The 23,847-nt window shown below is 64.2% G+C and carries 17 protein-coding genes and 2 pseudogenes; 15 read left to right on the top strand and 4 right to left on the bottom strand.

All coding sequences use genetic code 11. The features are described from left to right. The first annotated feature begins 323 nt into the window (after positions 1-323). The 4 genes from EL340_RS14870 to EL340_RS03430 all read left to right on the top strand — a co-directional run bounded on the left by EL340_RS14870 (position 324) and on the right by EL340_RS03430 (position 6,297). Entirely contained in the window at positions 324-2,621 is a 2,298-nt protein-coding gene (locus EL340_RS14870) for a hypothetical protein (RefSeq protein ID WP_309340590.1), read from the top strand. Between the two features lie 170 nt (positions 2,622-2,791). Next, positions 2,792-3,484, top strand: a complete 693-nt coding sequence (locus EL340_RS03420) for a DNA-directed RNA polymerase II (protein WP_126413421.1) — start codon at positions 2,792-2,794, stop codon at positions 3,482-3,484. A 181-nt stretch (positions 3,485-3,665) separates the two neighbouring features. Then, positions 3,666-5,483 (top strand): aspartate--tRNA ligase, encoded by a 1,818-nt coding sequence (aspS, locus tag EL340_RS03425; RefSeq protein ID WP_126413422.1) that lies wholly within the window; start codon positions 3,666-3,668, stop codon positions 5,481-5,483. A 46-nt stretch (positions 5,484-5,529) separates the two neighbouring features. Beyond that, positions 5,530-6,297: an alpha/beta fold hydrolase gene (locus tag EL340_RS03430; RefSeq protein WP_126415293.1), complete on the top strand. Its 768-nt coding sequence runs from the start codon at positions 5,530-5,532 to the stop codon at positions 6,295-6,297. Here the strand turns inward: EL340_RS03430 and EL340_RS15785 are convergent. The 3 genes and pseudogenes from EL340_RS15785 to EL340_RS15280 form a co-directional block, all read right to left on the bottom strand. Continuing rightward, positions 6,226-6,870, bottom strand: a pseudogene (locus EL340_RS15785) (transposase); the annotation flags it as partial. The gene EL340_RS03430 and the pseudogene EL340_RS15785 overlap by 72 nt on opposite strands. A gap of 124 nt (positions 6,871-6,994) precedes the next feature. Next, entirely contained in the window at positions 6,995-7,807 is an 813-nt protein-coding gene (locus EL340_RS15875; protein ID WP_408608577.1) for a DDE-type integrase/transposase/recombinase, read from the bottom strand. Positions 7,808-8,091: 284 nt separating this feature from the next. After that, positions 8,092-8,391 (bottom strand): annotated as a pseudogene (locus EL340_RS15280) (transposase); the annotation flags it as partial. Between the two features lie 909 nt (positions 8,392-9,300). On the opposite strand from EL340_RS15280, the gene EL340_RS15880 reads away from it, so the two are divergent. The 10 genes from EL340_RS15880 to EL340_RS03500 all read left to right on the top strand — a co-directional run bounded on the left by EL340_RS15880 (position 9,301) and on the right by EL340_RS03500 (position 21,827). Beyond that, the gene (locus EL340_RS15880; protein WP_408608578.1) at positions 9,301-9,615 is read left to right on the top strand and encodes a 4'-phosphopantetheinyl transferase superfamily protein; all 315 of its coding nucleotides are present in this window, start codon (positions 9,301-9,303) and stop codon (positions 9,613-9,615) included. Between the two features lie 53 nt (positions 9,616-9,668). Further along, entirely contained in the window at positions 9,669-10,982 is a 1,314-nt protein-coding gene (locus tag EL340_RS03460; RefSeq protein WP_126413426.1) for a nucleotide sugar dehydrogenase, read from the top strand. Next, positions 10,975-11,949, top strand: coding sequence for an NAD-dependent epimerase/dehydratase family protein (locus tag EL340_RS03465; protein ID WP_164719337.1), 975 nt, complete (start codon positions 10,975-10,977; stop codon positions 11,947-11,949). Before EL340_RS03460 ends, EL340_RS03465 begins: the two co-directional genes overlap by 8 nt. Then, positions 11,946-12,989, top strand: a complete 1,044-nt coding sequence (locus tag EL340_RS03470) for a glycosyltransferase family 4 protein (RefSeq protein ID WP_126413430.1) — start codon at positions 11,946-11,948, stop codon at positions 12,987-12,989. The genes EL340_RS03465 and EL340_RS03470 overlap by 4 nt, the downstream gene beginning before the upstream one ends. Then, positions 12,986-15,121 carry an AMP-binding protein gene (locus EL340_RS03475; RefSeq protein WP_164719338.1) on the top strand — a complete coding sequence of 712 codons (2,136 nt, stop codon included), beginning with the start codon at positions 12,986-12,988 and terminating at the stop codon, positions 15,119-15,121. Before EL340_RS03470 ends, EL340_RS03475 begins: the two co-directional genes overlap by 4 nt. Further along, a complete protein-coding gene (locus tag EL340_RS03480; protein WP_126413433.1) occupies positions 15,121-15,696 on the top strand; it encodes an acyl carrier protein in 576 nt (191 codons plus the stop codon). Before EL340_RS03475 ends, EL340_RS03480 begins: the two co-directional genes overlap by 1 nt. Then, positions 15,693-17,060: a condensation domain-containing protein gene (locus tag EL340_RS03485; protein WP_126413435.1), complete on the top strand. Its 1,368-nt coding sequence runs from the start codon at positions 15,693-15,695 to the stop codon at positions 17,058-17,060. The genes EL340_RS03480 and EL340_RS03485 overlap by 4 nt, the downstream gene beginning before the upstream one ends. 5 nt (positions 17,061-17,065) lie before the next feature. Further along, positions 17,066-18,826, top strand: a complete 1,761-nt coding sequence (locus EL340_RS03490) for an ABC transporter ATP-binding protein (RefSeq protein WP_232023287.1) — start codon at positions 17,066-17,068, stop codon at positions 18,824-18,826. Further along, entirely contained in the window at positions 18,814-20,604 is a 1,791-nt protein-coding gene (locus EL340_RS03495; RefSeq protein ID WP_126413439.1) for an ABC transporter ATP-binding protein, read from the top strand. The genes EL340_RS03490 and EL340_RS03495 overlap by 13 nt, the downstream gene beginning before the upstream one ends. 110 nt (positions 20,605-20,714) lie before the next feature. Then, entirely contained in the window at positions 20,715-21,827 is a 1,113-nt protein-coding gene (locus tag EL340_RS03500; protein WP_164719339.1) for a class I adenylate-forming enzyme family protein, read from the top strand. Between the two features lie 5 nt (positions 21,828-21,832). On the opposite strand, the gene EL340_RS14880 is transcribed toward EL340_RS03500, so the two are convergent. Next, positions 21,833-22,564 (bottom strand): hypothetical protein, encoded by a 732-nt coding sequence (locus EL340_RS14880; protein ID WP_164719340.1) that lies wholly within the window; start codon positions 22,562-22,564, stop codon positions 21,833-21,835. A 54-nt stretch (positions 22,565-22,618) separates the two neighbouring features. Here EL340_RS14880 and EL340_RS14885 point away from each other — a divergent pair, with 54 nt between their 5' ends. Next, positions 22,619-23,830, top strand: a complete 1,212-nt coding sequence (locus EL340_RS14885; RefSeq protein WP_164719341.1) for a DegT/DnrJ/EryC1/StrS family aminotransferase — start codon at positions 22,619-22,621, stop codon at positions 23,828-23,830. The last annotated feature ends 17 nt before the right edge of the window (positions 23,831-23,847 follow it).

Raw genomic sequence — 23,847 nt, forward strand, 5'->3', positions numbered from 1 at the left:
GTCCGACCGATTGTCGGGTTACTGCTGTGTATACTTGATCAGGAATCGACGTCGCAGGCGATGTTTTCTGGAGATAGAGGATTCTTAGAGGGGAGTAGTGCGTCTATCATCGTTTGCGAAAGGCGGTCGTATCCGTTGATCGGTGCGTTCCTTTCCTCATTGTCCTCAGTGAACGGCTGTGGACCACATGAGTAAGTCCACCTGTCCCTGCCCATGAACGAGACCACTTGATGCACTACGCTCAGCGGCTGCTTGCTTCCCGCCCCTCCACCAGGCTCGGCGCACGCGCGATTCTTGGCGTTCTGACCGCCTGCGGTGTTCTGATGAGCACCGCAGGTGTTGCTGCCATGCCTCTTCTCACCGGGAACGAGGTCGTCAGCGATGCCGGAGCGACAACCGACTGCCATCCTGCTGCCTCCCTGAACTACCCCGAGGGACAGTCCAAGCCCGAGTACGTGGTCCCCGTCTACGAGACGGGTTTCGGAGTCGGCATCGACGCCGTCCTGACCGGTTGGTGCCACGACGGCGGGAGAATGCTGTCGGACCCTAAGGTCACCGTCAACGTCATTGACGGGGGCACGGTGTCCTCCTACCTCATTCCCCGATTCAAGGTCGAGCTCGATCCAGAGATTGGGGGCGGAGAGCAGAACGCGTTCGTCCCTACGGAGCTTCTCGTCAAGGCCGTACGGGATGCAACGGGTGATGCTGCTTGGGAGGTCGGCTCCAGGCTCTTCAGCCTCACGTACACCAGCGGGACGTTCAGCGCTACGACGGGCATGTTCTCCTTCGTCAAGCAGGACCCCGACGTCGTCAACCCCTCGTCCCCGGAACCAACACCCGAGCCCACCTCGGAGCCGACGACTGGCCCGACGCAGGAGCCCACCCCCGAGCCGGGCACCGAACCGACACAGGAGCCGTCCGCAGAACCGACCAGCGAGCCCACGGCCGAACCAACCGCAGAACCGACCACCGAACCAACCACCGAGCCCACGGCCGAACCGACGCAGGAGCCGAGTGAGGAGCCGTCTCCAACGCCGTCACCGTCATCATCGCCTGAGCCGACGCCGACCGCCGCCCCCACCGAGTCCGCCAGACCGGACCCTGCACCGACTCCATCAGCAGGCCCGACGCCGTCGACGACTCCGACGAACGAGACCTGTGCGCCGAAGCCGACCGTCACGGTCCTCAACCCCGACGGCTCGGACCCCAGGAACGGTGATCCTGCGTACCAGCCCGAGCACAGCATCAGAGTCTCCGGCAGCGGCTGGTGCGAGAACGGAGCAGCGATCGACGGCGACAGGACGATCGAGGTCAAGCTGGTCGTCTACAGCGGCTACGTCATTCCACGGACGGCCTCGGTGCCCGTCACCTTCAGCAACGGGGCCTTCAGTGCCCAGCTCGCCCTGTCCTCCCTGTACGCCGGGACGGATCTTGCGACGAACCGCTACTACCTCCAGATCTCGCCGATAGGCTCCGCGCAGAGCGGCGTTACCAACATCTTCAGCTACGAGGCGCCGGCAGCGCCGGAGCCGACCCCGGCTCCGACTCCGACGGCCGTTCCCACACCAACCCCGACCCGGAAGCCGACAGCGGAGCCCTCTGCCTCCGCCTCGCCGTCGCCCACCCGGACGGCCGACCCGACTCCTGTCCCCTCTCCGACTCCCTCCACCGAGCCGGGTCCCGAGCCGTCTGCGTCTCCGCTTCCGTCCACCGGGCCCTCAGCCGCTCCCTCCGCTCAGCCCACGCAGTCGGCCCGTCCGGCACCGACGTCGGACCACGCAACAACCTCACCGGACGGGGCGGCCCCCGGCCGTCGGGGAAACACTTCCAACACTGGGTCGGACACCGGTGGGCCGAGTAACGATGCAGGTGGAAACGGCCCTGACGGAGGTGGGGCCCGGAATGCCTCGGGTACAGGAACGTCTGAGACGGGTTCCTCACCCGCGGGTGCCCCGGCCCAGTCCAGAGCCGACCGGACTCGGACTCAGAACGGTGCCCGTGACGATGACACCGCCCCCTCCGATTCGCAGGACCCTGAGCCCCCAGTGCAGGCCTCTGCCGAGGCGAGCGCCTCTGAGGACCGCACGGCCCGTCCCGACCGCAACCCCGTGCCTCCAGTGACCAGCGCCGCGCAGCTGAGTGCGGACAACGCCGGTTCCCTGTCCGGGTCGCGCCAGGGCAACATCGTCAACCTCGTGCTCCCCAAGGCCAAGGCCTCGGCGGGGGAGTGGGTGTCGGTCTTCGTCTTCCCCGGAGCCACGACCAAGGGCTGGGTGCAGGTCGATGAGGCCAACAGCGTCTCCATCGACATCTCGTCATTCGAGTCCGGATCCTACGAGCTGGCGGTGGCCGATCGCGACAACAGCCTTCTGGGGTGGGCGAAGCTGGAGATCACCTCGGCGTCCTTCGATCCTCGAAGCCCGGCGCAGGCTCAGCTGCTGACCTTCCCGGACAAGGACGCTCCCACCTCCATGGGGCTCAGTGCCAACGACATGCTCCTGGGAGGTGCTGGCGGACTGCTGGTCATCGGCGCAGGCAGCCTGCTGGTCGCCGCACGCTCAGGACTGCCGCTTCGCGCACCGCGCGTTCTTCGACGACTGCGGATCTTGCGCAGGCGCTGAAGGGGAGCAGCAGGAGATCGTCAATGGCGTCGTCAAAGAGGCAGAATGCGCAGCCGCTCGGAGGAGGTGAGAAACAAGTGACCCGGTTGACTCAGTTCATCACCCGGTGCGCTCGGCGTGCGCCGGGGGCCCGACGCCGGACCCTTGTCCGGCACCTCGAGCTACCGCGCATGCTCGTCATCGTCTGCTCCGTCCTGCTCGCCTCCCTGGTAGCGCTGGTCTCCACGAACCCTGCTGCCAGGGCCGACACCAAGACCGACCCGTCCACCACGGGAACCGCCTCGACCGTCAGTCCATCGACGGTCGCCGTCGGAGGAACGATCATGTACACGGTCTCGGGCTTTCCCGGCGGTGTGACGGTTCAGGTGCTCATCGACGACGGCGCACTGGTTACCTCCCAGGCCCCCGAGGCCGAGGTGGTCACGACGATCACGATCAAGCAGGACGGCACGGCCTCCGGGTCCTTCGAGCTGCCCGAGTATGTTGAGCAGGGAAACCACTGGCTCCGGTTCCGGGTCTCCGGGGTTCAGGGGATGAGCCCTCAGGAGGGCAACGCGGCCGACTACACCAACAAGAGTCCCTACTTCACCGTCTCAGGTGTCACCGTCATCGGAGGAGCCGCCCCTCCCACCGTTCCGCCGGCACCGACGCCACCGCCGCGCCAGGTTGCCGCCACAGGTGGGGCGAACGGTTCGGGCGCCTCCGGCATCCAGGCCGCTGGACCGGGAGGCGAGCCGGCCGGTTTCCCGATCATCGGTACCTCCATCCTCGTGCTCAGCATGATCCTCGTGGTGCTGTCGGTGCTCGTGGCGGTCAACCGGCGCAGAATGGCGGCCTACCAGCGTCGTCGGGTCGTGGCCTGACCCAGACTGAGTCACTTCCCGGTCACTTCCCGGTCACTTCCCGTGCGGCTGGGCAGCGGCTGCGGCTCCGCCTGACGCCCGAGCGCCGGGCGCCTTGTAAACTGCCGCCGGCGCCCACCCGTCTCGTGGTGCGCCCCGACGGGTACCGGTTCAGTGCCCCACACGGAAGGAACCCAGCACCGTGCTGCGAACTCGTAACGCAGGCTCCCTGCGCGCCTCAGACATCGGCCAGGTCGTCACTCTCACCGGATGGGTGGACCGACGGCGTGACCACGGAGGCGTGGCCTTCATCGACCTGCGGGACGCCTCGGGCATCGCCCAGGTCGTCATCCGCGAGGAGGTCGCCCACGACCTGCGCGCCGAGTACGTCCTGGCCGTCACCGGTGAGGTGAGCGCCCGGCCCGAGGGCAACGCCAACCCGAACCTGCCCACCGGCGAGATCGAGGTGGTCGTCTCCGACGTCGAGATCCTCAACGCCTCCGCCCCACTGCCCTTCCAGGTCTCCGACCACGCCGAGGACGCCGGACAGGTCGGCGAGGAGGCGCGCCTGCGCTACCGCTACCTCGATCTGCGGCGCAGCGCCATGCAGCACGCCATCCGTCTGCGCGCCAAGGTCAGCCAGGCCGCCCGCAAGGTCCTGGACTCCCACGACTTCGTCGAGATCGAGACGCCGACCCTGACCCGCTCCACCCCGGAAGGAGCCCGCGACTTCCTCGTCCCGGCCCGTCTGGCACCGGGGTCCTGGTACGCCCTGCCGCAGAGCCCGCAGCTGTTCAAGCAGCTTCTCATGGTCGCAGGCATGGAGCGCTACTACCAGATCGCCCGCTGCTACCGCGACGAGGACTTCCGCGCCGACCGCCAGCCGGAGTTCACCCAGCTCGACGTGGAGATGAGCTTCGTCGAGCAGGACGACGTCATCGCCGTCGCCGAGGACGTGCTGCGCGAGGTCTGGGCGCTCATCGGCTACGACCTGCCCACCCCCATCGCGCGCATGACCTACCACGACGCGATGGAGAAGTACGGCTCGGACAAGCCCGACCTGCGCTTCGGCTGCGAGCTGGTGGACCTGACCGAGTACTTCAAGGACACCACCTTCCGCGTCTTCCAGAACCCCTACGTGGGCGCCGTCGTCATGCCCGGAGGAGCCTCCCAGTCACGGCGCACCTTCGATGCCTGGCAGGAGTGGGCCAAGCAGCGCGGAGCCAAGGGCCTGGCCTACGTCACCGTTGCCGAGGACGGGACCCTCGGCGGCCCCGTCGCCAAGAACATCACCGACGCCGAGCGGGCCGGCCTGGCCCAGGCCGCCGGCGCCGAGCCAGGCGACTGCATCTTCTTCGCCGCAGGCCCCGTGGACTCCTCTCGCGCCCTGCTGGGCGCCGCCCGCCTGGAGATCGGCAAGCGCTGCGGTTTCATCAACGATGATGAGTGGTCCTTCGTGTGGGTCGTGGACGCCCCCCTGTTCAAGCCCTCCGCCGAGGCCCGCGCCGACGGCGACGTGGCCCTGGGCAAGTCCGCCTGGACCGCGGTCCACCACGCCTTCACCTCGCCCAAACCAGAGTGCCTGGAGACCTTCGACACCGACCCGGGAGGCGCCCTGGCCTACGCCTACGACATCGTGTGCAACGGCAACGAGATCGGCGGCGGCTCTATCCGTATCCACCGCAGCGACGTCCAGGAGCGCGTCTTCAACGTCATGGGGATCGGCGAGCAGGAGGCCCAAGAGAAGTTCGGCTTCCTGCTGGACGCCTTCAAGTTCGGCGCCCCGCCGCACGGCGGCATCGCCTTCGGTTGGGACCGCATCGTCTCCCTACTGACCAGGGCCGACTCCATCCGCGACGTCATCGCCTTCCCCAAGTCCGGCGGCGGCTTCGACCCGCTGACCGAGGCTCCCGCCCCGATCACGCCCGAGCAGCGCAAGGAGGCCGGGGTCGACGCCGTCCCGGACGACGAGTCCGGCTCTGCGGTGCGGGGCAAAGAGGACGGGATGAAGCAGAGCTGAGTTCGCAGGTCGCGTCCGCCCTTCGCCTACACTCGATGAGGTGACGATGCTTGCGCTGCACGAGTGGGGTGCTCCGGCGGATCCGCCGCTGCTCTTAGTCCACGGCCTGACTGAATCGGCTACCGCCTGGCCTGACGCTGTAGCACGCTGGTCCTCCCGGTATCACGTCCTCGCAATCGATCAGCGGGGGCACGGGGCATCCCCGCGGTGGGACGACGAGACGCTGGCCCGGGCGCCGCAGACTATGCAAGAGGACCTTGAGAAGACGTTGGCCCTGTTCTCGGAGCCGCCGGTCGTCGTGGCGCACAGCCTGGGAGGGCTCATGTCGCTGCGGGTGAGCGTCGCCTGGCCCGAGCTGGTTCGGGCACTGGTCCTGGAGGACGTCGCGCGTCCCACCGGGCACTGGGCCCCGGCCCCCTGGTTCGTGGAGCATCAGGAGCGGTTCCTGGACGCCTTCGCCGACGGCGGCGCGGCCGAGCGGGAACGGATGAGGCGCGAGACCTCATGGAGCGAATCCGAGATCGAGGGCTGGGCCGCGTGCAAGAGGCGGGTCGACCGCCGTTATATCCGCGAGGGCACCTATCTCGGCGAGGCCGACCTCGTCAGCGCGATCAACCGGCTGAGGATACCGACGCTCTACCTGGCACCCCGCCGCGGCGACATGGCTCCTGACCCCTCTGAGGTGACCAATCCGCTCGTGCGTTTGGTGCTGCTCGACGGCGTAGGCCACTGCGTGCGGCGGGACGCCCCGGAGGCCTACCACGGGCTGGTCGATCCCTTCATCGAGGCGGTCTTCGCCGGCACCGGCCGGTAACCCGCCCCTGGGCCTGAACTGTTTCAGAGTCTTGCGGTTCGTGGTGGTTCTGGTGCGTCGCACCCGCCGCCCATGTCCGGTGTCAACCGAGGAGGTGGACGGGACGTTCTTCCACGGCAGGGCTTTGAGAGTGCGGTGCAGGGTCTTCTGGTTGCCCAGAGGCGTGAGAAGGTAGTGGCTACCCCGCTGAGTGATCCACTCGGCGGTATCGATCTGGGTATGCATGGCGTCGGCGGTGACCACGGCCCCGTCCAGGTCGAGGGGCTCGAGCAGGTCCGGTAGGGCGGGGACCTCTGGTTGGACTTGTTCGCCACTCGCTCCCGGGTCAGGACTGTGCCGGTGGCGTGGTCCAGGACCGGCAGGAGATGAGGCGCCGACGCCTGCCCCTGGCGGGGGCCGCGCATGGTCTTGCCGTCCACCGCGACCACTCTGCGGCTGGCGATGGTGCCGGTACGCGTGCAGAACCAGGACCTCAGGCGGGTGTTGAGGCCTGTGGGATCCAGGTTCCGCAGGACCCGTCGGATGGTGGACTCCAAGGGCGGGGCCTGTCCCGCGGCCAGGCCCCGGGACCACAGGTCAGCAGCGGTCAGGTCGGTGGTGTGCTCCTCTATCGGTGTCAGGCTGCGACATCTGGCTGTCACTACCGCCACGCAGGCTCCTACACCATCATCAGCGTCCAGTTTTCTGTGTAAGCGTTTTACAGGTAGGGGTTGATTCTGTCAAGCCCCGGGTTTTGTGGAGGCTGGTTTATCTGGTTCCGGTGGTTGCCGGTTGTGATTGTTCCTGGCGGTGGTGGTCGTGGTTGGTGTCGGGCGCCCAGGCGGCTTCGTGCTCGGCGGGGGTTCGCATCCCGATGGCGGAGTGTGGCCGGGTGGTGCCCACCCAGTGGACCCACTCGGCGGTGGCAACCACGGGCGGCGTCGATGTCCTGCCAGGGCCCCTGGCCTAAGGATGAGCTCGGCCTTGTACAGCGAGTTGAGCGCCTCGGCCAGAGCAAAGCCGAAAGGAGGTCCCCCTTAGAGCCTACAGAGGCGACCGCCTCGCACTCGGCCAGAGCCTGCCCATAGCGAATGGACCGGTACTGCACCCCACGGTCGGAGTGGTGCACCAGGCCCGTCAGGTCAGCCCCGGCTCGTTTCCGCTGCCAGACGGCCATCTGAAGGGCGCCGGCGGCCAGGTCGGTGCACACTGGCCGGTAGGTGGTCTGCCAGCCGATGATCCTCCGGGAGTACACGTCGGTCACGAAAGCCACATAGACCCACCCGGAGAACGTACGCACGTAGGTGATGTCGGCGACCCACAGCTCGTTCGGCCTGAACGCGCTGAAATGCCTTTTGACGAGGTCGGCCGGGCACTGCTCTCGCGGCGCGCTGCGCGTGGTGCGCGGGGACCTGGCGCGGCGGACGCCGCGCAGGCCCAGGTCTGCCATGAGGCGTTCGACGGTGCACCGGGCCACGTGACCGGCACCGTGACGCTCGGCGGCCTCGGGTCGGCCCCGCATCACGTGCATCTTGCGGGCCCCCAGCACCGAGTAGCTGGTTCTTGTGGACCCTGGATATCTCCGTCTTGAGGGTCCTTGTCGCGCAGGCCCCTGGCACTAGGAGGCCGGCTACGGCGAGCGTGAGTCAGGTGCTCGGGGCGATCTGCACACCAGCCTCGCTGAGCGTGGCGCAGATCGGCCAGGCCCCGAACTCCTCCTTCTTGGTCTCGATGTACTGGCAGATCAACGGGATGGGCGCTCACACTCCGCCGCGATAGACAAGCTGACGCGCTCTTCAGGATCGCGTTGGCTCTTCGCAGCTCTCGGACTTCTTTCTCTAGCTCCTTGATCCGCTGTGCCTCGTCGGTGGTGGTTCCCGGCCTCAGACCACCATCGACCTGGGCCTTCTTGACCCAGGTGCGCAGAACCTCGGGGTGGACACCCAGCTCCTCGCCGATCCGACGGATCGCACCCTTGGCCCGCGCCGGGTCAGCCAACGCGTCCAACGCCATCCTCGTAGCTCGCTCACGCAGCTCATCGGGATACTTCCTTAAGTCCCATGACAGTGATCCTTCCGTGTCATCACTGCCTCCAACAAACCCGGGACGATTCATCCCCGCCCACCAGCAGGCGCCCTGTTGTCATCATCAGTAGCAGTCATCAGTGTCAGTCCTTCCACAAGGGCTTACACAAACCATTGAACAGGCTCCCGTCACGGCCAGGAACAGGACCGTGGGTGGGGCGTGCGCCACGCCCCGCCGATCGCGGGGGTCGGTCATGTTCCTGAGAACCTGGGCCAGGGGCTGGCGCGACAGGACGGTCGTGGTGGAGGACGATATCAGCGCGGGCTCCCAAGACGAAGGGATGACTAGACACCACTCATCGTCCCTACGGGACCTGCGCCTCTGTTCCAGCGACACACCATCCCCGCCAAACCAACTCAGCCGCCCTCACCCACCAACTTTGCCGACCCCTGCCCCTACACCCCTTTGACTGATCTCGGCCCTGGCCTGCACCAGGAAACCCACTTCCCATGCCCACCACGGTCCACAGACTTCGCGGGCAGTCCTGATGAGTCTCGTCAGATATTTGCCAAATGTTAGTTTGGACCCTAATCTATACGTGTGAATTCCAGTTCGGGCAGGTGGGGTGACGTCAAGTCGGAGCTCTGCGGTACAACGGGTGGGCGGCCGATCGGCCTGCCACATCGTGTTGTGCCGTCCATCGAGTACGCGGAGGTCACTGGCGGGGCGCTGACCGCTCAGGTCTGGCACGGTCCGCTCCGGCGGCGGCGGACCTCCCATGGGTGTAGTCCGTTGCCCTGGATCCTGGCTGAGTGCATCGGGTGCGCTGAGTCCGAGTTGCTCGTCACTCGTCACGCATGCCGGGCGTGTGGCAGCGCAGAGCACGGGCGGCCTGTGCTCGTCGCTTCACCAGCGCATCCGCATGGGGCGCAGATTTCGATTTCCTATGCCCGGGATACCGATCGCTATGTCCTCGCATTGTCGACGGCGGATATCGGTGTGGATACGGCTGACGCGTTGACTCCTGACATATGTGCCCGGTTGCGTAGAACGCTGACCGAGCCCGATCGGCTCTTTGTCGATGCAGCTCCCGTTGCAGTGCAACCAGATCTGGTCCTTAAAGCGTGGGTTGCGCGCGAAGCCTACCTCAAGGCCAAAGGAGTCGGCCTTACCGCTGGATGGCGCCAGCTCTCCGTGCTGGCACCCCGAGCGTCGGGTAGGAAGAAAGTGTCAGAGATGTGGATGGTGCATGACATTTCTTTCGACTTTCAACCAGATTCTTCCTGCACCGTGATTGCACTTCGAGATTCTTAGGTGTCAAACATCGATCCGCTGTTAACTCGTTTTTCCATGAACAGGAGTACATTGTGAACACTGCGGATAGCGCCGACGTCTGTGTTGTCGGCCTGGGTTACGTCGGAGAGACGATGGCTGCGGCCTTCTTGGATGCTGGGATGTCGGTGTTGGGGGTTGAGCGCAACGATGAGCGGCGTGAGGCTCTGCAATCCGGACGAGCCCCAATCCAGGAACCTGGGGTTAACGAGGTCCTGGTCGCGGCGGATGACCGCTTCACCGTGGTTGCGTCCCTTGCTGACGCACCCTTACCCAAAAATATCGTACTGTGCGTGGGTACTCCGGTAAACCACGCAAGCGGTCATCCTGAGATCATGCTGGACCAGCTCACGGCTGCTATTGAGGACCTGGCGCTAATGATGACCGAGGACCATTTGGTCGTCGTCCGCAGCACGGTACCGATCGGTACCTGCGACCGACTGGTGGTGCCAGCGCTGTCTGAGAAAATCGACAATCCTCTAGTAGCGATGTGCCCGGAGCGCACGATTCAGGGCAAGGCATTGCACGAGATCCGTACCTTACCTCAGGTCATCGGTGCGGCGTCGCCAGAATCGTTCGATCGTGCAGTTAAGCTTTTCCGAGCGGTCGCTCCCTGCCAGACTTTGGTGTCGTGCCTGGCCGCAGCTGAGGCTGTGAAGCTGTTCTGCAATGCGCACACCGATCTCATTTACGCTTTCGGCAATCAGGTAGCCCGTGCGTCCGAATCGCTAGGAATCGACGCATACGAGGTCATCACCTCCGCGAACATCGGCTATCCCCGTCCAGACCTGCAGCATCCCGGATATGTGGGCGGCAGTTGCCTGACAAAGGACCCCTATATGCTTCTTCAATCGCTGCGTGGCGTCGGCTACGAGCCGTCCCTGACGCGGGCGGCTCGCGCACTCAACGAGGACGTGCCCGGATGGGCAGTGGACACGGTTCTGGACGAGCTTGCCGGTGCTGGGGTGGTCCCCACCGACGCTCGGATCGCCGTCCTCGGCCTGGCCTACAAGGGCGATCCAAGAACCGACGACGTCCGCGGTGCGGCATACCCTGCCGTCCTTGAGCGGCTCCGCGAGCGAGGGGTCGGCGAGATTCGGCTCCACGACAACGTGGTGTCCCTGCCCGAGGAGTCTCGACCGGACATGGCTCAGATGGCCGACGTCCGCGATGCGGCATATGGCTGCCACGCATTGATCATTCTTAATAACCAGGTCGAGTACCGCAAGTTGCCGTTGGACGAGCTCGCCGCAGTGATGGCCGAGCCGCGTGTCGTCTATGACCTGTGGAGCGTCGTCGACCCCAGTACCTCGGGTGCTGTGACCCTGCGGAGGTTTGGCCGTGGCTGAACGAAAGATTCTGATCACCGGCGGTGCTGGTTTCATCGGGCTACACGTGGCCCGTCACCTCGTGGATGAGGCAGAAGTATGGATGGTCGACAACTTCAGCCGCGGCCAGCAGGATGCAGAGTTCGATGCTGTCGCCAATCGGTGCATCAAGGTCGAAGCCGACCTTACAGTACCCGGTGCGCTTAACGACTTGCCCCGCGACTTCACCGAGATCATCCACCTGGCTGCTGTTGTGGGCGTACAGGCCGCCAACACCGAGCCCTACCGCGTGTTCACGACCAACGTCGACTCCACATCCACGGTGGTCAGGTTTGCGGCTGAGCAGACCGGTGCGAGTCTGCTCTTCGCCAGCACCAGTGAAGTCTACGCGCAAAGCGCTGCAGTAGGGCTCGCAACGATTCCTACTCCGGAGTCAGTACCGATCCTCATGACGGACCTCGCTCAGTATCGTGCATCATACTCCCGCTCCAAGGTGGTCGGGGAATCATTGGTCCACTACGCGGCGGCGGCATTCGGCTTCCCGGCTGTCATCATCCGACCCCACAATATCTACGGCCCGCGTATGGGGCATGCGCATGTCATACCGCAGTTTATCGACCGCGCGCTTGAGCGGATGGACCCGTTTCCTATGTACGGTGGAGACCAGGTCCGCGCGTTCTGCTACATCGACGACGCGGTGACGGCTATCAGCAGGCTGCTGACGGCACCGATGGAGCCGGGGCAGGTTGTCACTGTTAACGTCGGCAATGGCCAGGAACCGGTCGAGATGGCTGAGATAGCGCGTCGAGTCTGCCGCATCGCTGGCTACGAGCCCATGTTTGTTGAGCATGGTGCCCCCGATAACTCGCCGGAGCGTCGCCAGCCCGACACAACGCTGCTTGCCGAGCTGACCGGGTTCGTACCAGGAGTAGACCTTGACGAGGGCATCACCTCCACCTTCGCCTGGTACGCGGAGCGCCGAGCATGAAGATCTTCTTCGTCCTCAGCGGTTACCGTCCGTATATTGGAGGCGCCGAGCAGCAGACTCGATGCCTTGCCGACGAACTGTGCTCGATGGGGCACATCGTCGAGCTCCTCGTCGTCGACCAAGGGAAGGCGACGGGCGACGCTCTGGAATCGCTCTCGGCCCAGTTCTCTGGCCCCGCTCGTCCCGATGTAGTCCATCTTGTGGACTCCGTCGATGGGGCACTGGTTGACGGGACATGCTCGCTGGTGCGCGAGCACGGCGGAACGCTGGTCTACACACCCGCCACCGACCAGTCTCTCTGGGGCGACTCGGAGACCGTGTGGCGTGCGATTCGTGAGGCTGACTTGGTGCTCGCGATGAACGAGACCGAGCAGAGAGCCCTCGCCGCGGTGCGTAGCTCAGGGGTCGAGTGCATCGAGCAAGGCGGCGACTTGGGCGAAGGAACCTACGATCTGCGTGCTGAACTCGGCATACCCACCGGTGCTCCGGTTCTGCTTTTCGTGGGGCGCAAGATGGCCTCAAAGGGGTATGCGGCGCTCGTTCAGGCTGGTCCAATCATCTGGGACTCGCGCCCGGATACCCGGCTGGTCTTCGTGGGACCAGCAGTGGACACCGACGCCGAGGTTCTGATCAGTCAGCTCGGGGATCCACGGGTCATCGACCTGGGCGTCGTTTCGGAAAAGATAAAGACCGCGGCATACGAGATGAGCACGATAGTGTGCTTGCCCTCCCGTGCGGACGTTTTTCCGATGGTCATTGTCGAGGCTTGGGCGGCACGGCGTCCTTTGCTCCTCGGACCTTTCGATGGAGGGAAGTGCTTTATTGAAGAGGGAGTCGCCCTCGCGTGCGGGGACACGCCCGGCACGGTTGCGGCTAGTGCGGTCCATCTCCTCGACCACCCGGATATGGCCGAGGAACTTGCGGATCGGGGCTATGCGCGCTATCTCGGGCGACACTCATGGTCAGCGGTCGCTCGCCAGCATCTCGATCTCTACTCGCGGGTGGTCTTCACCCCCTCACACCAGGGAACAGGAATATGATTCGCGGCGTCGTTATCGCTGGCGGGCTAGGTACCCGGCTGGCTGGTTACAGTGCATCTCCCAAGCCGTTGGTCGAGGTCAATGGCAAGCCCATGCTCAGGAGGGTGCTTGAGTGTCAAGCAGAATTGGGAATTACCGAAGTCACCCTGATACTGGGGCACCGCCACGCGGAAGTGCTCGAGGCTACGCTCTCCTGGGATCTGCCCATGGCGCTCCACAGCGTTGTTGAAGAACAGCCGCTGGGCACCGCAGGAGGCTTATCCCTTATAGGCGCTCATGGCTGTCCCACGCTGGTGATGAACACGGACGTGATGATCCGGCCCAGCGAGGCGGCGCGCCTCATCGACGACCACCGCTGCGAGTCGTCCGCGGCCAGCGCTTTGGTCCACGAGGTCCAGTGGACACTCCCCTACGGGTCGGTGATCGTGGGCGACCGCTGCCGCCAGATCCTGTCGATCACGGAGAAACCCTCGCAGCAGCATCTGGTTCTGACCGGTGTTTATGTCCTCGACGACCGCGTCCTCGGCCTGATCCCACCCGGGCAGCGCTACGACATGCCTCGGCTCCTCCTCGACGCTGTGGCAAAGGGGCATCCGGTGCGTGCGGTGCGGACCACAGGTGAGTGGTTCGACGTGGGCACCCCGGATACTCTTCGTCAGGCCGAGCAAGTTGTCGGCCCGGAGCCATCCTCCGTGGGTGGGAGTCCGGTGACTGGACCACCTGTACAGAGCCTTGGTCGTATACTGACCGACGCTGTAGCCACCGCCCCAGATCGCGCGGCGTTGGTCGCCAATGGTGAGTCTCTCACCTATCAACAGTTGGACGAGGCTGTCCAGCAGCGTAGCGAGGCGCTTCTGGCAAGCGGTGTCGTACCGGGTGACGTCGTTCTGGTCGACGGTGCTGCCAACTTCGAGTTCGTGATCTCAGCCTGGTCGGTGTGGACGGTTGGAGCTGCCCTGGCCGTCGCCCACCCCGGATGCGCTCCCGTCGAGCTGGAGCGCCTTCGCCAGCTGGTGCGGCCACGCGTCGAGCTACGGGGTAAGGGTTCCTTTGCTGCGGAAACTGGGGGGACTGCGGGGGTTACGGCACCGGAGGTCCAGCTGCGCGATCCCGCTCTGGTCGTCGCGACATCGGGCTCAACTGGGGAACCAAAGGCGGTCGTTTGTCCCCTTTCGCAGGTGTGGTTCAGTCTCGACGCCATCCAGGAGCGGCTGGGTTATCGCGATGACGACATTGTGCTCCTAACCCTTCCCATGGCCTTTGACTACGGGCTCTACCAGCTGTTGCTGGCGGCTCGTGTGGCGGCGACCGTGGTACTGCGGTCCCCGGACAACCTCTTGTCGCTCGCCAATGACGTCGAGCGATATAAGGCCACGGTCGTGCCAGGTACGCCGTCGATTCTGAGGGCCTTGGCGCGAACGTGGTGCAGGCGTCCCCGCGCAGGACACGTCCGCCTCCTCACAAACACTGGCGAGAGGCTCGACGAGGCAGTTCAACAGCAGATTGCCATGGCGTTCCCGGGGGCTGCGATGGCCCTCATGTACGGCATCACCGAGTGCAAGCGCATATCGATCGAGGTAGTTCCCGTTGAGGCTCTCCCTAAATCGACGTCTGGGTTCCCTTTGCGCGGCGTTTCCGTTCGAGTTGTAAATTCTCAGGGCGAGTCGGTGGCTGAGGGTGATGCAGGAGAAATTGTGGTGAGCGGCGGCAATCTGACTGACGGATATCTACGCGATCCCGATGCCACTGCGCGGCGATTTCGATGGGACATGCAAAACAACGTGCGCGAATTGTGGACCGGCGACTTCGGTCGCCTCATCGATGGCCGTGTTGTGGTCGAGCATCGTATCGACGGTCAGCGGAAACTCAACGGTGTTCGAGTAGAAGCGGGAGAAATCGAGCGAGCTGCTGAACTTGTGAGCGGAGTGGAGCGCGCAGTACTGGTACCTTTACCAGACAGCGACCCAGTTCTCGTCGTCATGGGGGTGGCGCGCGCGGAAGAGGTCCGAGCGGCACTGGAAGAACACCTCAACCGGGCCAAAATCCCGCGACGCGTGGAATCTGTTCCTGAGCTACCGCTCACACGTAACGGAAAGATTGCTGTCCCCGAACTAGTGACGAGGTTGAACTAATGAGTTACCTGGCAAGCCAAAGAATCCAATTCCTGTCGGTCGTATCAAAACTGTCGTCAGGCGTTTCGACCGAGTCTCTTACGGATGATTCTCGATTATTTGACATTGGTTTTGACTCAGCACGCAGTGTAGATCTTTTAATGGCTCTCGAAGATGAGTTTCAGGTCATTTTTGATGACAATGAGCTTGCTCTTGAAAATATGCAGACCGTCGGCGGAGTGTGGGATCTGCTTGCTCCCCATCTGACTACTCGACCACATCAAGAGGAGTCGAACATACCAGAGACATCTCTCACCGGGGCAACCAGCGTTGCGGAATTGGTGCGCATCGAGATGGCTACGTGTCTGCAAATGCCCGCGGCCGACCTTACGGATGACTCGGACTTCTTCGACTTAGGAGGACATTCTCTGATTGCGATCGCACTGGTCGAGGGGTTGTGTGGTCAGCTGCCACTGTCCGAGGACCAGACCCGTGAGGAGGCGGAGGGGGAGGTGCTCACTGCACTCTTCCTCACCCCGAGGCTGGCCGACTTCACTGCTGCCGTTGAGCGGATTGTTTCCGGGAGCCCAGAGTGAACCTCGTTGCATCGCTTCAGGACCAGATCGCGACCCAGGGACGGGCCCCGTTGACCGACCCGCAGATCGCGCTGTGGATTGCCGAGCGACGGGCTCCGGGGGCGGTCTGCATCTCTACATCGACCATGGCTCTGAGTGATCCGCTGCGGCCCGAGGTAATTACTGCGGCTCTGGATGATACGCTCAGGGAGCACCCCATGCTGCGGGCTTTCTTTGCGGTTAGCAGTCCAGGCGAGGTGCAGCAAGCCATCACCGATGTGGACTCCGTCCCGTGGATCGACCTCAGCGCCAGCGGTCCCACGTGCGCAACAGGGGTCGAGGCGGCAGCATTGGCGTTCGCAGCCCCAATGAACCTGTCAACCGGCCAAATCATGCGGGCAGTCGGGTGGCGGACGCTGGAAAACGGGTATCGCCTCACCATCGAGACCCATCACCTGGCGATCGATCAGCGATCGTGGGCATTCGTGGTATGGCCTACAGTGGCCCGACGTTATAACGCCAGAGTCACCGGGCGGAACGAGCCAGAGCCAGCACAAATCTCTTCGTTCTTTGAATACGCCCGGCAGCGGTTGCTGCAGCGCTCCGAGCAGCATTATCAGGAGCGGTGCGAGAACTTTGTACGAGGCACATTGCTCAACTGTGTGACAGCTCCGTCCGCGACGCGCACCATACCGTCGGGCAATGTGGTCAGCGACCATGGTGCCCTCGGTATGCGGCGTGGTGACTTTGAGACTGCGTGCCGTTCCTTCGGCGTCTTCCCCTCCGCCGTGTACGCCATCGCCGTCGGTCTGGTGCTGGCGTGCCTAGAAATTGAACAGGTGGTAATGCTGCGCGTGTCGGACCGTCCACTGGACCACGACGCTCTCGTCGGGATGTACGCCAACGCACTGCCGCTCGATCTGACACCGGAGCCGGGTTGCACCTTGGGGCAGCACCGCACAACGGCGAGCAAGCGCATGGTCTCCCTGATGCGCAACCGCGACCTTGCGCTGAGAGACCTCGAGCATATGGCGCGCATGATCCATGGCCACCGGGTAGCCCTGTCGAGGCCGTTGAGTGTCACCTATACGCCTTCGGATGACGTGGGTCCCCAGTTCGCAGGTGTCACCTGGAGTGTGCACGAGGAAGATCCCGAGAGGTTCGTCACGGGTACTGACCTGCGGTTGTTTTCCGAGGCTGGTGAGCTCATGGCCAAGGTCAGTTGGCAGCCTGGAGGAGAAGACTCGGATGTTCTCGGCGCCTCCTTCCTGCGACTCATCGGCCCTGCGATGCAACTCGTCCTGGGACCCGATGGTCTGCCTGTTGCGCAACTGGTCGATCAGCTACGCCAGATGGCGGACGCCACTACGGAAAGTGTGCGATGAGCACGATGGATCGCTCGCGTACCGACCAGTGGTTCCGGGAGTGGGCCCGACCTTACCTGCTAGCCCACCGGGGCTGGCTTGCGACATACGCCGTTGTTGCCATACTCGGACAGGTTGCCGCTGCCGGCGTCCCGTGGCTTACTGGATCGGCCGTAAATATCGCGGTCGGGTCGGACACATCCATGTCACTGACCCGTATCGCTCTACTCCTGCTCACCCTCATCGTTGTTTCCGGATGCCTCGGGATTCTGCAGGTCGTCATCGCCGAAACGTTATCGACAACCACCGCACGCGATACACGGGACACGCTCTTTCGAGGAATCTTGCGTCGCGGTCAGGGACGGAGTTCGTTCTCGCCAGGAGACCTCACAGCGCGGCAGATCGGCGATTCCGTCGAGGTGGGGCTGCTCGTATCTCCGGGTGGTGACCTCCTCGTCGAGGTGGTATTAGGGGCACTGGTTCCCTTGATTTTCATCACCCTGATCAGCCCTCAACTTCTACTGATGCCACTAGTCTTCTGCGCACTCTTCTGGTGGACGATGGCAGCACACACCCGACGACTCAGCGGGGTGTCGGCCGATGAGCGGGCGCTCAACGGTGAACTGAACAACACGGTCGCCGAGACGCTAGGCTCGATGCAAACCCAGATCCTCACTGGAGCGTCGGTCGCATCGGTCAACCGGGTGCTCGAGATGGCTGAGGCCTATCGTGACACGGCTACTCGACAGCATAAGAACAATGCGCGTTTTATACCTGCGCTGGTTTTCGTCGTAATGATGCTGCTGGCCGCTGGGCACTCGCTGGTGTTGCTGCACCGTGGGGACATTTCACCGGGTGCGGCGGTGTCCTTCATGGGACTCTTTGCTGCCTTTCGCGGGGCGCTGCAGACGGGCTCCGCCTCGACCGGATTCATTAACGCAGGAAGGGCCGCCGCACGTCGCGTATGGGAGGTACTCCTAGACCTGCGCGGTGCTCGGGGCGGGGGAGACGGTCAGGCGGTCGCTGGCGACCTTCTGTTCGAAGGGGTCACGGTGCGATTTGGTGGCCGGACCGTGCTGGACCATATCGACTTGCACGTTCCAGCTGGCACCCACCTGGCCCTTCTTGGGTCCACCGGCAGCGGGAAGTCGACCTTCGCCCGACTGATCACAGGTGAACTGTTGCCCGATGAGGGGGGCGTGCTGATCGACGGGATCCCTTCCGGTGACCTCGCTACAGACGCCTCGGTGTCCCGGGTCGCCGTTGTGCCCCAACAGACGCACCTCTTCTCACGAACGATCGGGGAAAACATCGCTCTCGGCGCGCATGAAACCGATTCAGCCTCCATCAGAGCGGCCGCACGCAGGGCGTGCCTGGACGATTTCCTCGAGACGTTGCCTGCTGGCCTGGGAACCCAAGTCGCCGAGGCGGGCTTGACGTTATCGGGAGGGCAGCGGCAGCGCATCGGTCTTGCTCGTGCACTGATCACGCACCCTGCCATCCTGGTGCTTGATGATTGGACCTCTGCGGTGGACCCGCAGACGGCGGAAAGCCTGCGCGCCGTCATACGTACCGAGCCCCGACCAACGGTAATCGAGATCACTAACCGGGTTACTGACGCGATAGAGGCCGAACTGGTGATCATCCTGCACCGAGGTGCGGTGATCGCCATGGGCACGCCAGGAGAGCTGAAAGAGAACTCGGCCATCTATCGCCGGCTCCTGGCTTCGACCCAGGTGAGAGCTGCGGACACATCGTCGATCGGAGCCGCATCATGGGACTTCTAGACACACTCGAGACGGAGGTGCCCGGGACGACATACGGAGAGGTGACCCTCGTTCGCCGCGTGGCGCGTGAGATACACGAGGACCGGAGGTGGCTGCTCATTGCAGGAGCCCTCGGGCTACTGGCTGGCCTGGCGAACGCTGCTCTACCGTTTCTCACCACTGCTGCTCTTGACGCGGCGGTGGCCAACCGCGGCACGACCCGGGTCCTCGTGCTGCTGGCTATCGGTGCGCTCGTGGGGAGCACCGGCTGGTTGCTCGGCGTCGTCAGTGGCGGATTGGCAGGTGCTGCCTCGGAAAATCTGGTACTCCAGTTGCGCCGCTCCCTTCTCCAAGCGTTCCCTGAGAAGGGGCTCGCCTTCTTCCAATCGCACGCAACGGGCAACCTCGCGTCACGCGTAGTGGTAGACACCGCTCAGGTGGGGGGCATAATCCGCACGATAGTGGGAGCTCTCAGTGATACTACGCTAGTTATCAGCCTATCAGTCGTCCTGTTCGTGATCGATTTAGAGCTCGGTGCCGTGACGCTTGCGCTCGGTGCGCTCATCTGCGCGATCACTTTCATGTTCCGCAAGGTAAGCCGTATCTACGCCCGACGTATGGCGCAGTCCACCGGTGCGCTTGCGGGTCACGTCTTCGAGATCACGGCAGGTGCCGAGGTGATCCGGTCGTTCGGTGCAGAAACGTTGGCCGAACGCGAGTTCGACGAACTGCACAGCAGGTGGTACCAGGTGACGCTCGCCGTGAACAGGCTATTTAGTGGGATCTTCCCCGCACTGGTTGCCCTGACCGGTTGTGCCACTGTGGCCGTTGTGGCTGTCGGCGGCCCGAGGGTTGCGGACGGCAGCCTGGTCCTGTCGACATGGTTCCTCTTCCTCCAGTGCGTCGCCCTGTTCTGGGGGCCGATCACCGGCCTATCCTCGGTGTGGAGCTCCGTGCAATCCGGTCTGGCCTCTGCCGAGCGAGTCTTCTCGGTGATCGACGAACAGCCTCAGGGGCTGCTCACTGGCACTGTGGTGCCCGAGGAGTTGAAGGGCCGAATCGAAGTGGACAACGTGTCCTTCCGGTATGCCGGTGCGGCTGACGACCAACTCCACAACGTTTCCCTGTCGGTCGAGACAGGGGAGCGGATCGCTATCGTCGGACCGACGGGTGCTGGCAAGACCACCTTGCTCAAGCTGCTCCTCGGGGCGTTCGGCAACTACCGCGGCGACATCCGGTTCGTGGGGATCGAGCTGCGGAACATCGACCCAGCCGCCTTGCGTCGGGGTATCGGGGTGGTCACTCAGGAGGTCTACCTATTTGAGGGGTCCGTCGCGGACAACATCGCAGCCGGCCTCCCAGGGGCGACTCGGGAGCAGGTGGAAGCGGTCTGTTCCCGGCTAGCTGGCGGCGACTGGGTGACGTTGTTCGATGAGGGGCTCGACACCAAGCTCCAGCAGAATGGTGCGCAGCTGTCGGCCGGGCAACGCCAGCTCATCGTCCTGGCGCGCGTGCTGCTCGAGGACCCGGACATCCTCGTGCTCGACGAACCCACCTCCAACCTCGACCCCTTGACCGATTGGAGCGTGCAACAGGCGCTGAGTGACGCCTCCCGCGGGAGGACCTGCATCATGGTCGCCCACCGGCCCCAGACGTTGTACTGGGTGGACCGCGTGGTCGTTATTCGGAACGGCACTGTCGAGGCACAGGGCCACGTCAACGAGGTCAAGGTCAGGGACGAGGACCTCGCAGGAGCCCCGCTTGCTGGTCCCGGTAGTTCGCCGTCGGAAGGCACGTGATGAAACTCGAATTGACCGGCTCACTGACCGACGCACATGGCACAATGAACGCGGATGAGTTGACCACGTTGGTGGCTTCGCGAAGCCCGTCACCCGGTACTCCGTCGATCGTGCCTGCCTCGGGAGACCGAGATGCCGTCGTCGACCTGATCGCTGTCCTCGCGGTCGGTGGATGTGCTGTGCCCGTCGACCCACAGTCATCGGCTGAGGACCAGGCCGAGCTCGCTACCCGGCTCGGTTTGTCAAGCGGCCATGATATGCCTGACCTCACTAGTACGGCGCTTGTGCTGTCCAGCTCCGGATCGAACGGTCGGCCCAAACTCGTGCGGCACAGCCTCGACTCGACGCTCGTCGGAGTGGCGGTCTACCGGCAGCGTTTCGGCATCACACCGGACGACGTGGTGTTGCTCGCCGTACCATGGTGTCACTCGTTCGGTCTCATCGCCGGCCTACTCACGGCGGTGTCGTCAGGGGCACGTGTGGTCGTCCTTCCCCGGATCACTCCGCCAGCGGTCCATGAGGCGGTGGCGCGTGAAAACGCGACCGTTCTGCTGTGCACGCCCCTGCTCGTGGACCTGCTGGTGCGCACGGCATCAGCTGCGTCATACCGTGGCCTACGCGTCGCGATCAGTTCTGGTTCCCCCCTGTCTGCCAGCCGTCGTGACGCGTTCGAGAGCCGGTTCGGGTGCAGGGTCGTCCAGGCTTACGGGTCGACGGAGACAGGCGTGCTTGCGATCGAAGGCGATCTCCCATGCTCGGGTCACTTGGGTCCGCTGGTGGACGGGGTCGAAGCACGTTGTGAGGCTGACGGTACCTTGATGGTAAGGACGCCGGGGCTCTTCCAGGGCTACGTGGGTGCGCCAGCGTGCGATCGGAGGGGGTACTACGACACAGGTGACATTGCGGTCTGCGAGCCCGACGGCTGCATCACACTGCAGGCTCGGAAAAGGACGTTCATCAACGTCGGAGGTAAGAAGGTCAACCCGTCCCGGGTCGCCGACATCCTCACTGCTCACCCAGCGGTCGTGCAGGCGCGGGTGTTTGGGATGGACGCTGGCGAGGAGCAAGTTGTGGGCGCCGAGGTGGCTGCCGAGGGAGTCACCGTTGCTGAGCTGTTGACCCATTGCCGGGAAAGGCTTCTTTCGTACGAGGTTCCTTGTACTGTGCGGATCACGCGGTCCCTACCGACCGGTGGTCTAGATAAGGTGAGGGCAGACGCGTGATCCCTCTAGCCCCTGGTCACGCGCAGCTCGCAGACGTAGCCGAGTCGGTCTTCTACCTCGACCAGATCTATCCGGCTGATGTCTGCGAGCCGAGGAAGCACGAGCAGCATCTGATGACTGCTCGAAGGGGTCTCCGGACCGATAATCTGCAGCTCACCACCGACCCTGAGGCTTCTTCTTCCGATCATCGTAGTGTCACGCTGCACAGTGACCGGCTCCATCGTGAGTCCGCCTTCCGCGTGCGCGCTTACCTCGGCGATGACCAACGAGTCGACCGAGGGACCAGCTGCGCGGTCGTGCGGGTAGACGACCTGCTCCATCGACACCACCGCGACGTGGCCGAAGGCGCCCTGGGCACACCAGCCCTGAGCGACCTGCAGAGCTACGAACAGGGTAGCCCGGCCAATGGCCGCCACCGACGCGAGTGTTGCCTCCGAGCCGAGCCGGTGCAGAAGGTAGGGGCCCGGCAGAAGGTTCTCGTTGCTGTCCGGTTGCGCGGTCGCCAGCACGATCGCATCGGCGCGCGAGAGCCAGGGAGCCAGCTCGACCGCAGCGTCGGCCAGATCTACGAATCGCGTGGCAGTCTCCCGTCCCGGGAGGCCGGACGGCATCTGCGGCAGGTCGGCAGCGTCATACGGACTCACCGCTTTTGCGGGCGTAAGCGCCAGGCCTCCAAGCAGTTCGGCCAGAGGTTTTCCAGCACAACTGGTCAACGAATTCAGGTACGTGGGTCCCACAGCAGACAGTGTAAAGCGGTTGGCCTATCGTCTAAGCGACGGAAAGGTGAGGCGATGACGGTACATGATGGAAGAACGACGGGTATCGACCTCTACGGTCCCACAGTGGGCGACATGGAGGCAGAGGCGGCTGCCCAGGTGATCCGCTCGGGACGACTGTCCCAGGGTACTCAGGTGGCTGAGGTCGAAGCCACAGTGGCCGAGCTAATGGGAGCTCAGGTCGTCGCGGTCAGCAGCGGATCGGCCGCGCTAGACGTCGTGATACACATGCTGGACATGCAACCCGGAGACGAGGTCATCATGCCGTCGTTGACGTTCGCGGCTGGCGCGGCGTCTGTGCTGCGGCGACGTGGTGTTCCGCGCTTTGTCGACGTGGTGTCGCCGGAGCACCCGGTGCTGTCGTATGACGCAGTGAGCGCCGCGCTCACCGAGCGTACCCGTGCCGTGGTCACCATGCACTACGGCGGATACCCGGCGATTGGCCAGGCGCTAGTCGAGACGTGCCGGTCCGCCGGTGTACCTCTGATCGAGGACTCTGCTCACGCCTTTGCTACCCCTAATAAGCTGGGTGTGCTCGGGGCGATTGGGGACCTGGGCATCCTCAGCACGTTCGCTACCAAGAACGTGACAAGCGCTGAAGGGGGTTTCGTCGTGGCCCGGAACCCTGAGCACTTCGAGCGCGCTCATCGCCTCCGCAACCACGGTTACGCCCCCGGACGGGGGGCCAGGAACTGGGGAGAAAACGACGGTGGGGATTCCCAAGAGCTACGCCTTTGGGCAGATGCTAGAGGGGTGCGCATGCGGTACGACATCATGGAGGCTGGTTTCAACTACCGTATGTCGGACGTGCACGCGGCCGTCCTGGCCGGGCAGCTGCGGCGGCGCGAGGCGGACCAGCACCGTCGGGAGCGCGTCGTCCTGCGCTATCGTAAGAACCTCGCCAGTACCGAGCAGGTGGTGCCCATATGCCGCGATGTCCCTGTGGAAAGCTCTGGCTTGCACCTCATGGTGGCGATCTGTTCCTCGAGCGAGCTGCGAGACAATGTCACTGCTGCGCTGGACGAGGCTGGGATCGGGTGGGCGTTGCACTACCCACCGACCCACCTGCTCTCAGCATTCGAGCATCTTGCACCGGTTGACTCCTTGCCGCAGACAATGGCGGTTGCCCGGCGCGCGGTGTCCCTGCCGCTGCACTCCACTCTGACCGAGGCTCATGTCGACCGAGTCTGCGAGGTCGTGCTATCGGCGGTGGAGGATCACGCCTGATGAGGTGCGTTATGGGA

Origin of the sequence: Actinomyces viscosus (assembly GCF_900637975.1) — a bacterium.
GTDB lineage: Bacteria > Actinomycetota > Actinomycetes > Actinomycetales > Actinomycetaceae > Actinomyces > Actinomyces viscosus.

What these genes read in the sequence shown, in the direction of transcription:
- EL340_RS14870 (WP_309340590.1), top strand. Translation starts at nt 324, where the DNA reads ATGAGCACCGCAGGTGTTGCTGCCATGCCTCTTCTCACCGGGAACGAG.
- EL340_RS03420 (WP_126413421.1), top strand. Translation starts at nt 2,792, where the DNA reads ATGCTCGTCATCGTCTGCTCCGTCCTGCTCGCCTCCCTGGTAGCGCTG.
- EL340_RS03430 (WP_126415293.1), top strand. Translation starts at nt 5,530, where the DNA reads ATGCTTGCGCTGCACGAGTGGGGTGCTCCGGCGGATCCGCCGCTGCTC.
- EL340_RS15875 (WP_408608577.1), bottom strand. Translation starts at nt 7,807, where the DNA reads ATGCACGTGATGCGGGGCCGACCCGAGGCCGCCGAGCGTCACGGTGCC.
- EL340_RS03470 (WP_126413430.1), top strand. Translation starts at nt 11,946, where the DNA reads ATGAAGATCTTCTTCGTCCTCAGCGGTTACCGTCCGTATATTGGAGGC.
- EL340_RS03475 (WP_164719338.1), top strand. Translation starts at nt 12,986, where the DNA reads ATGATTCGCGGCGTCGTTATCGCTGGCGGGCTAGGTACCCGGCTGGCT.
- EL340_RS03480 (WP_126413433.1), top strand. Translation starts at nt 15,121, where the DNA reads ATGAGTTACCTGGCAAGCCAAAGAATCCAATTCCTGTCGGTCGTATCA.
- EL340_RS03490 (WP_232023287.1), top strand. Translation starts at nt 17,066, where the DNA reads ATGGATCGCTCGCGTACCGACCAGTGGTTCCGGGAGTGGGCCCGACCT.
- EL340_RS03495 (WP_126413439.1), top strand. Translation starts at nt 18,814, where the DNA reads ATGGGACTTCTAGACACACTCGAGACGGAGGTGCCCGGGACGACATAC.
- EL340_RS14885 (WP_164719341.1), top strand. Translation starts at nt 22,619, where the DNA reads ATGACGGTACATGATGGAAGAACGACGGGTATCGACCTCTACGGTCCC.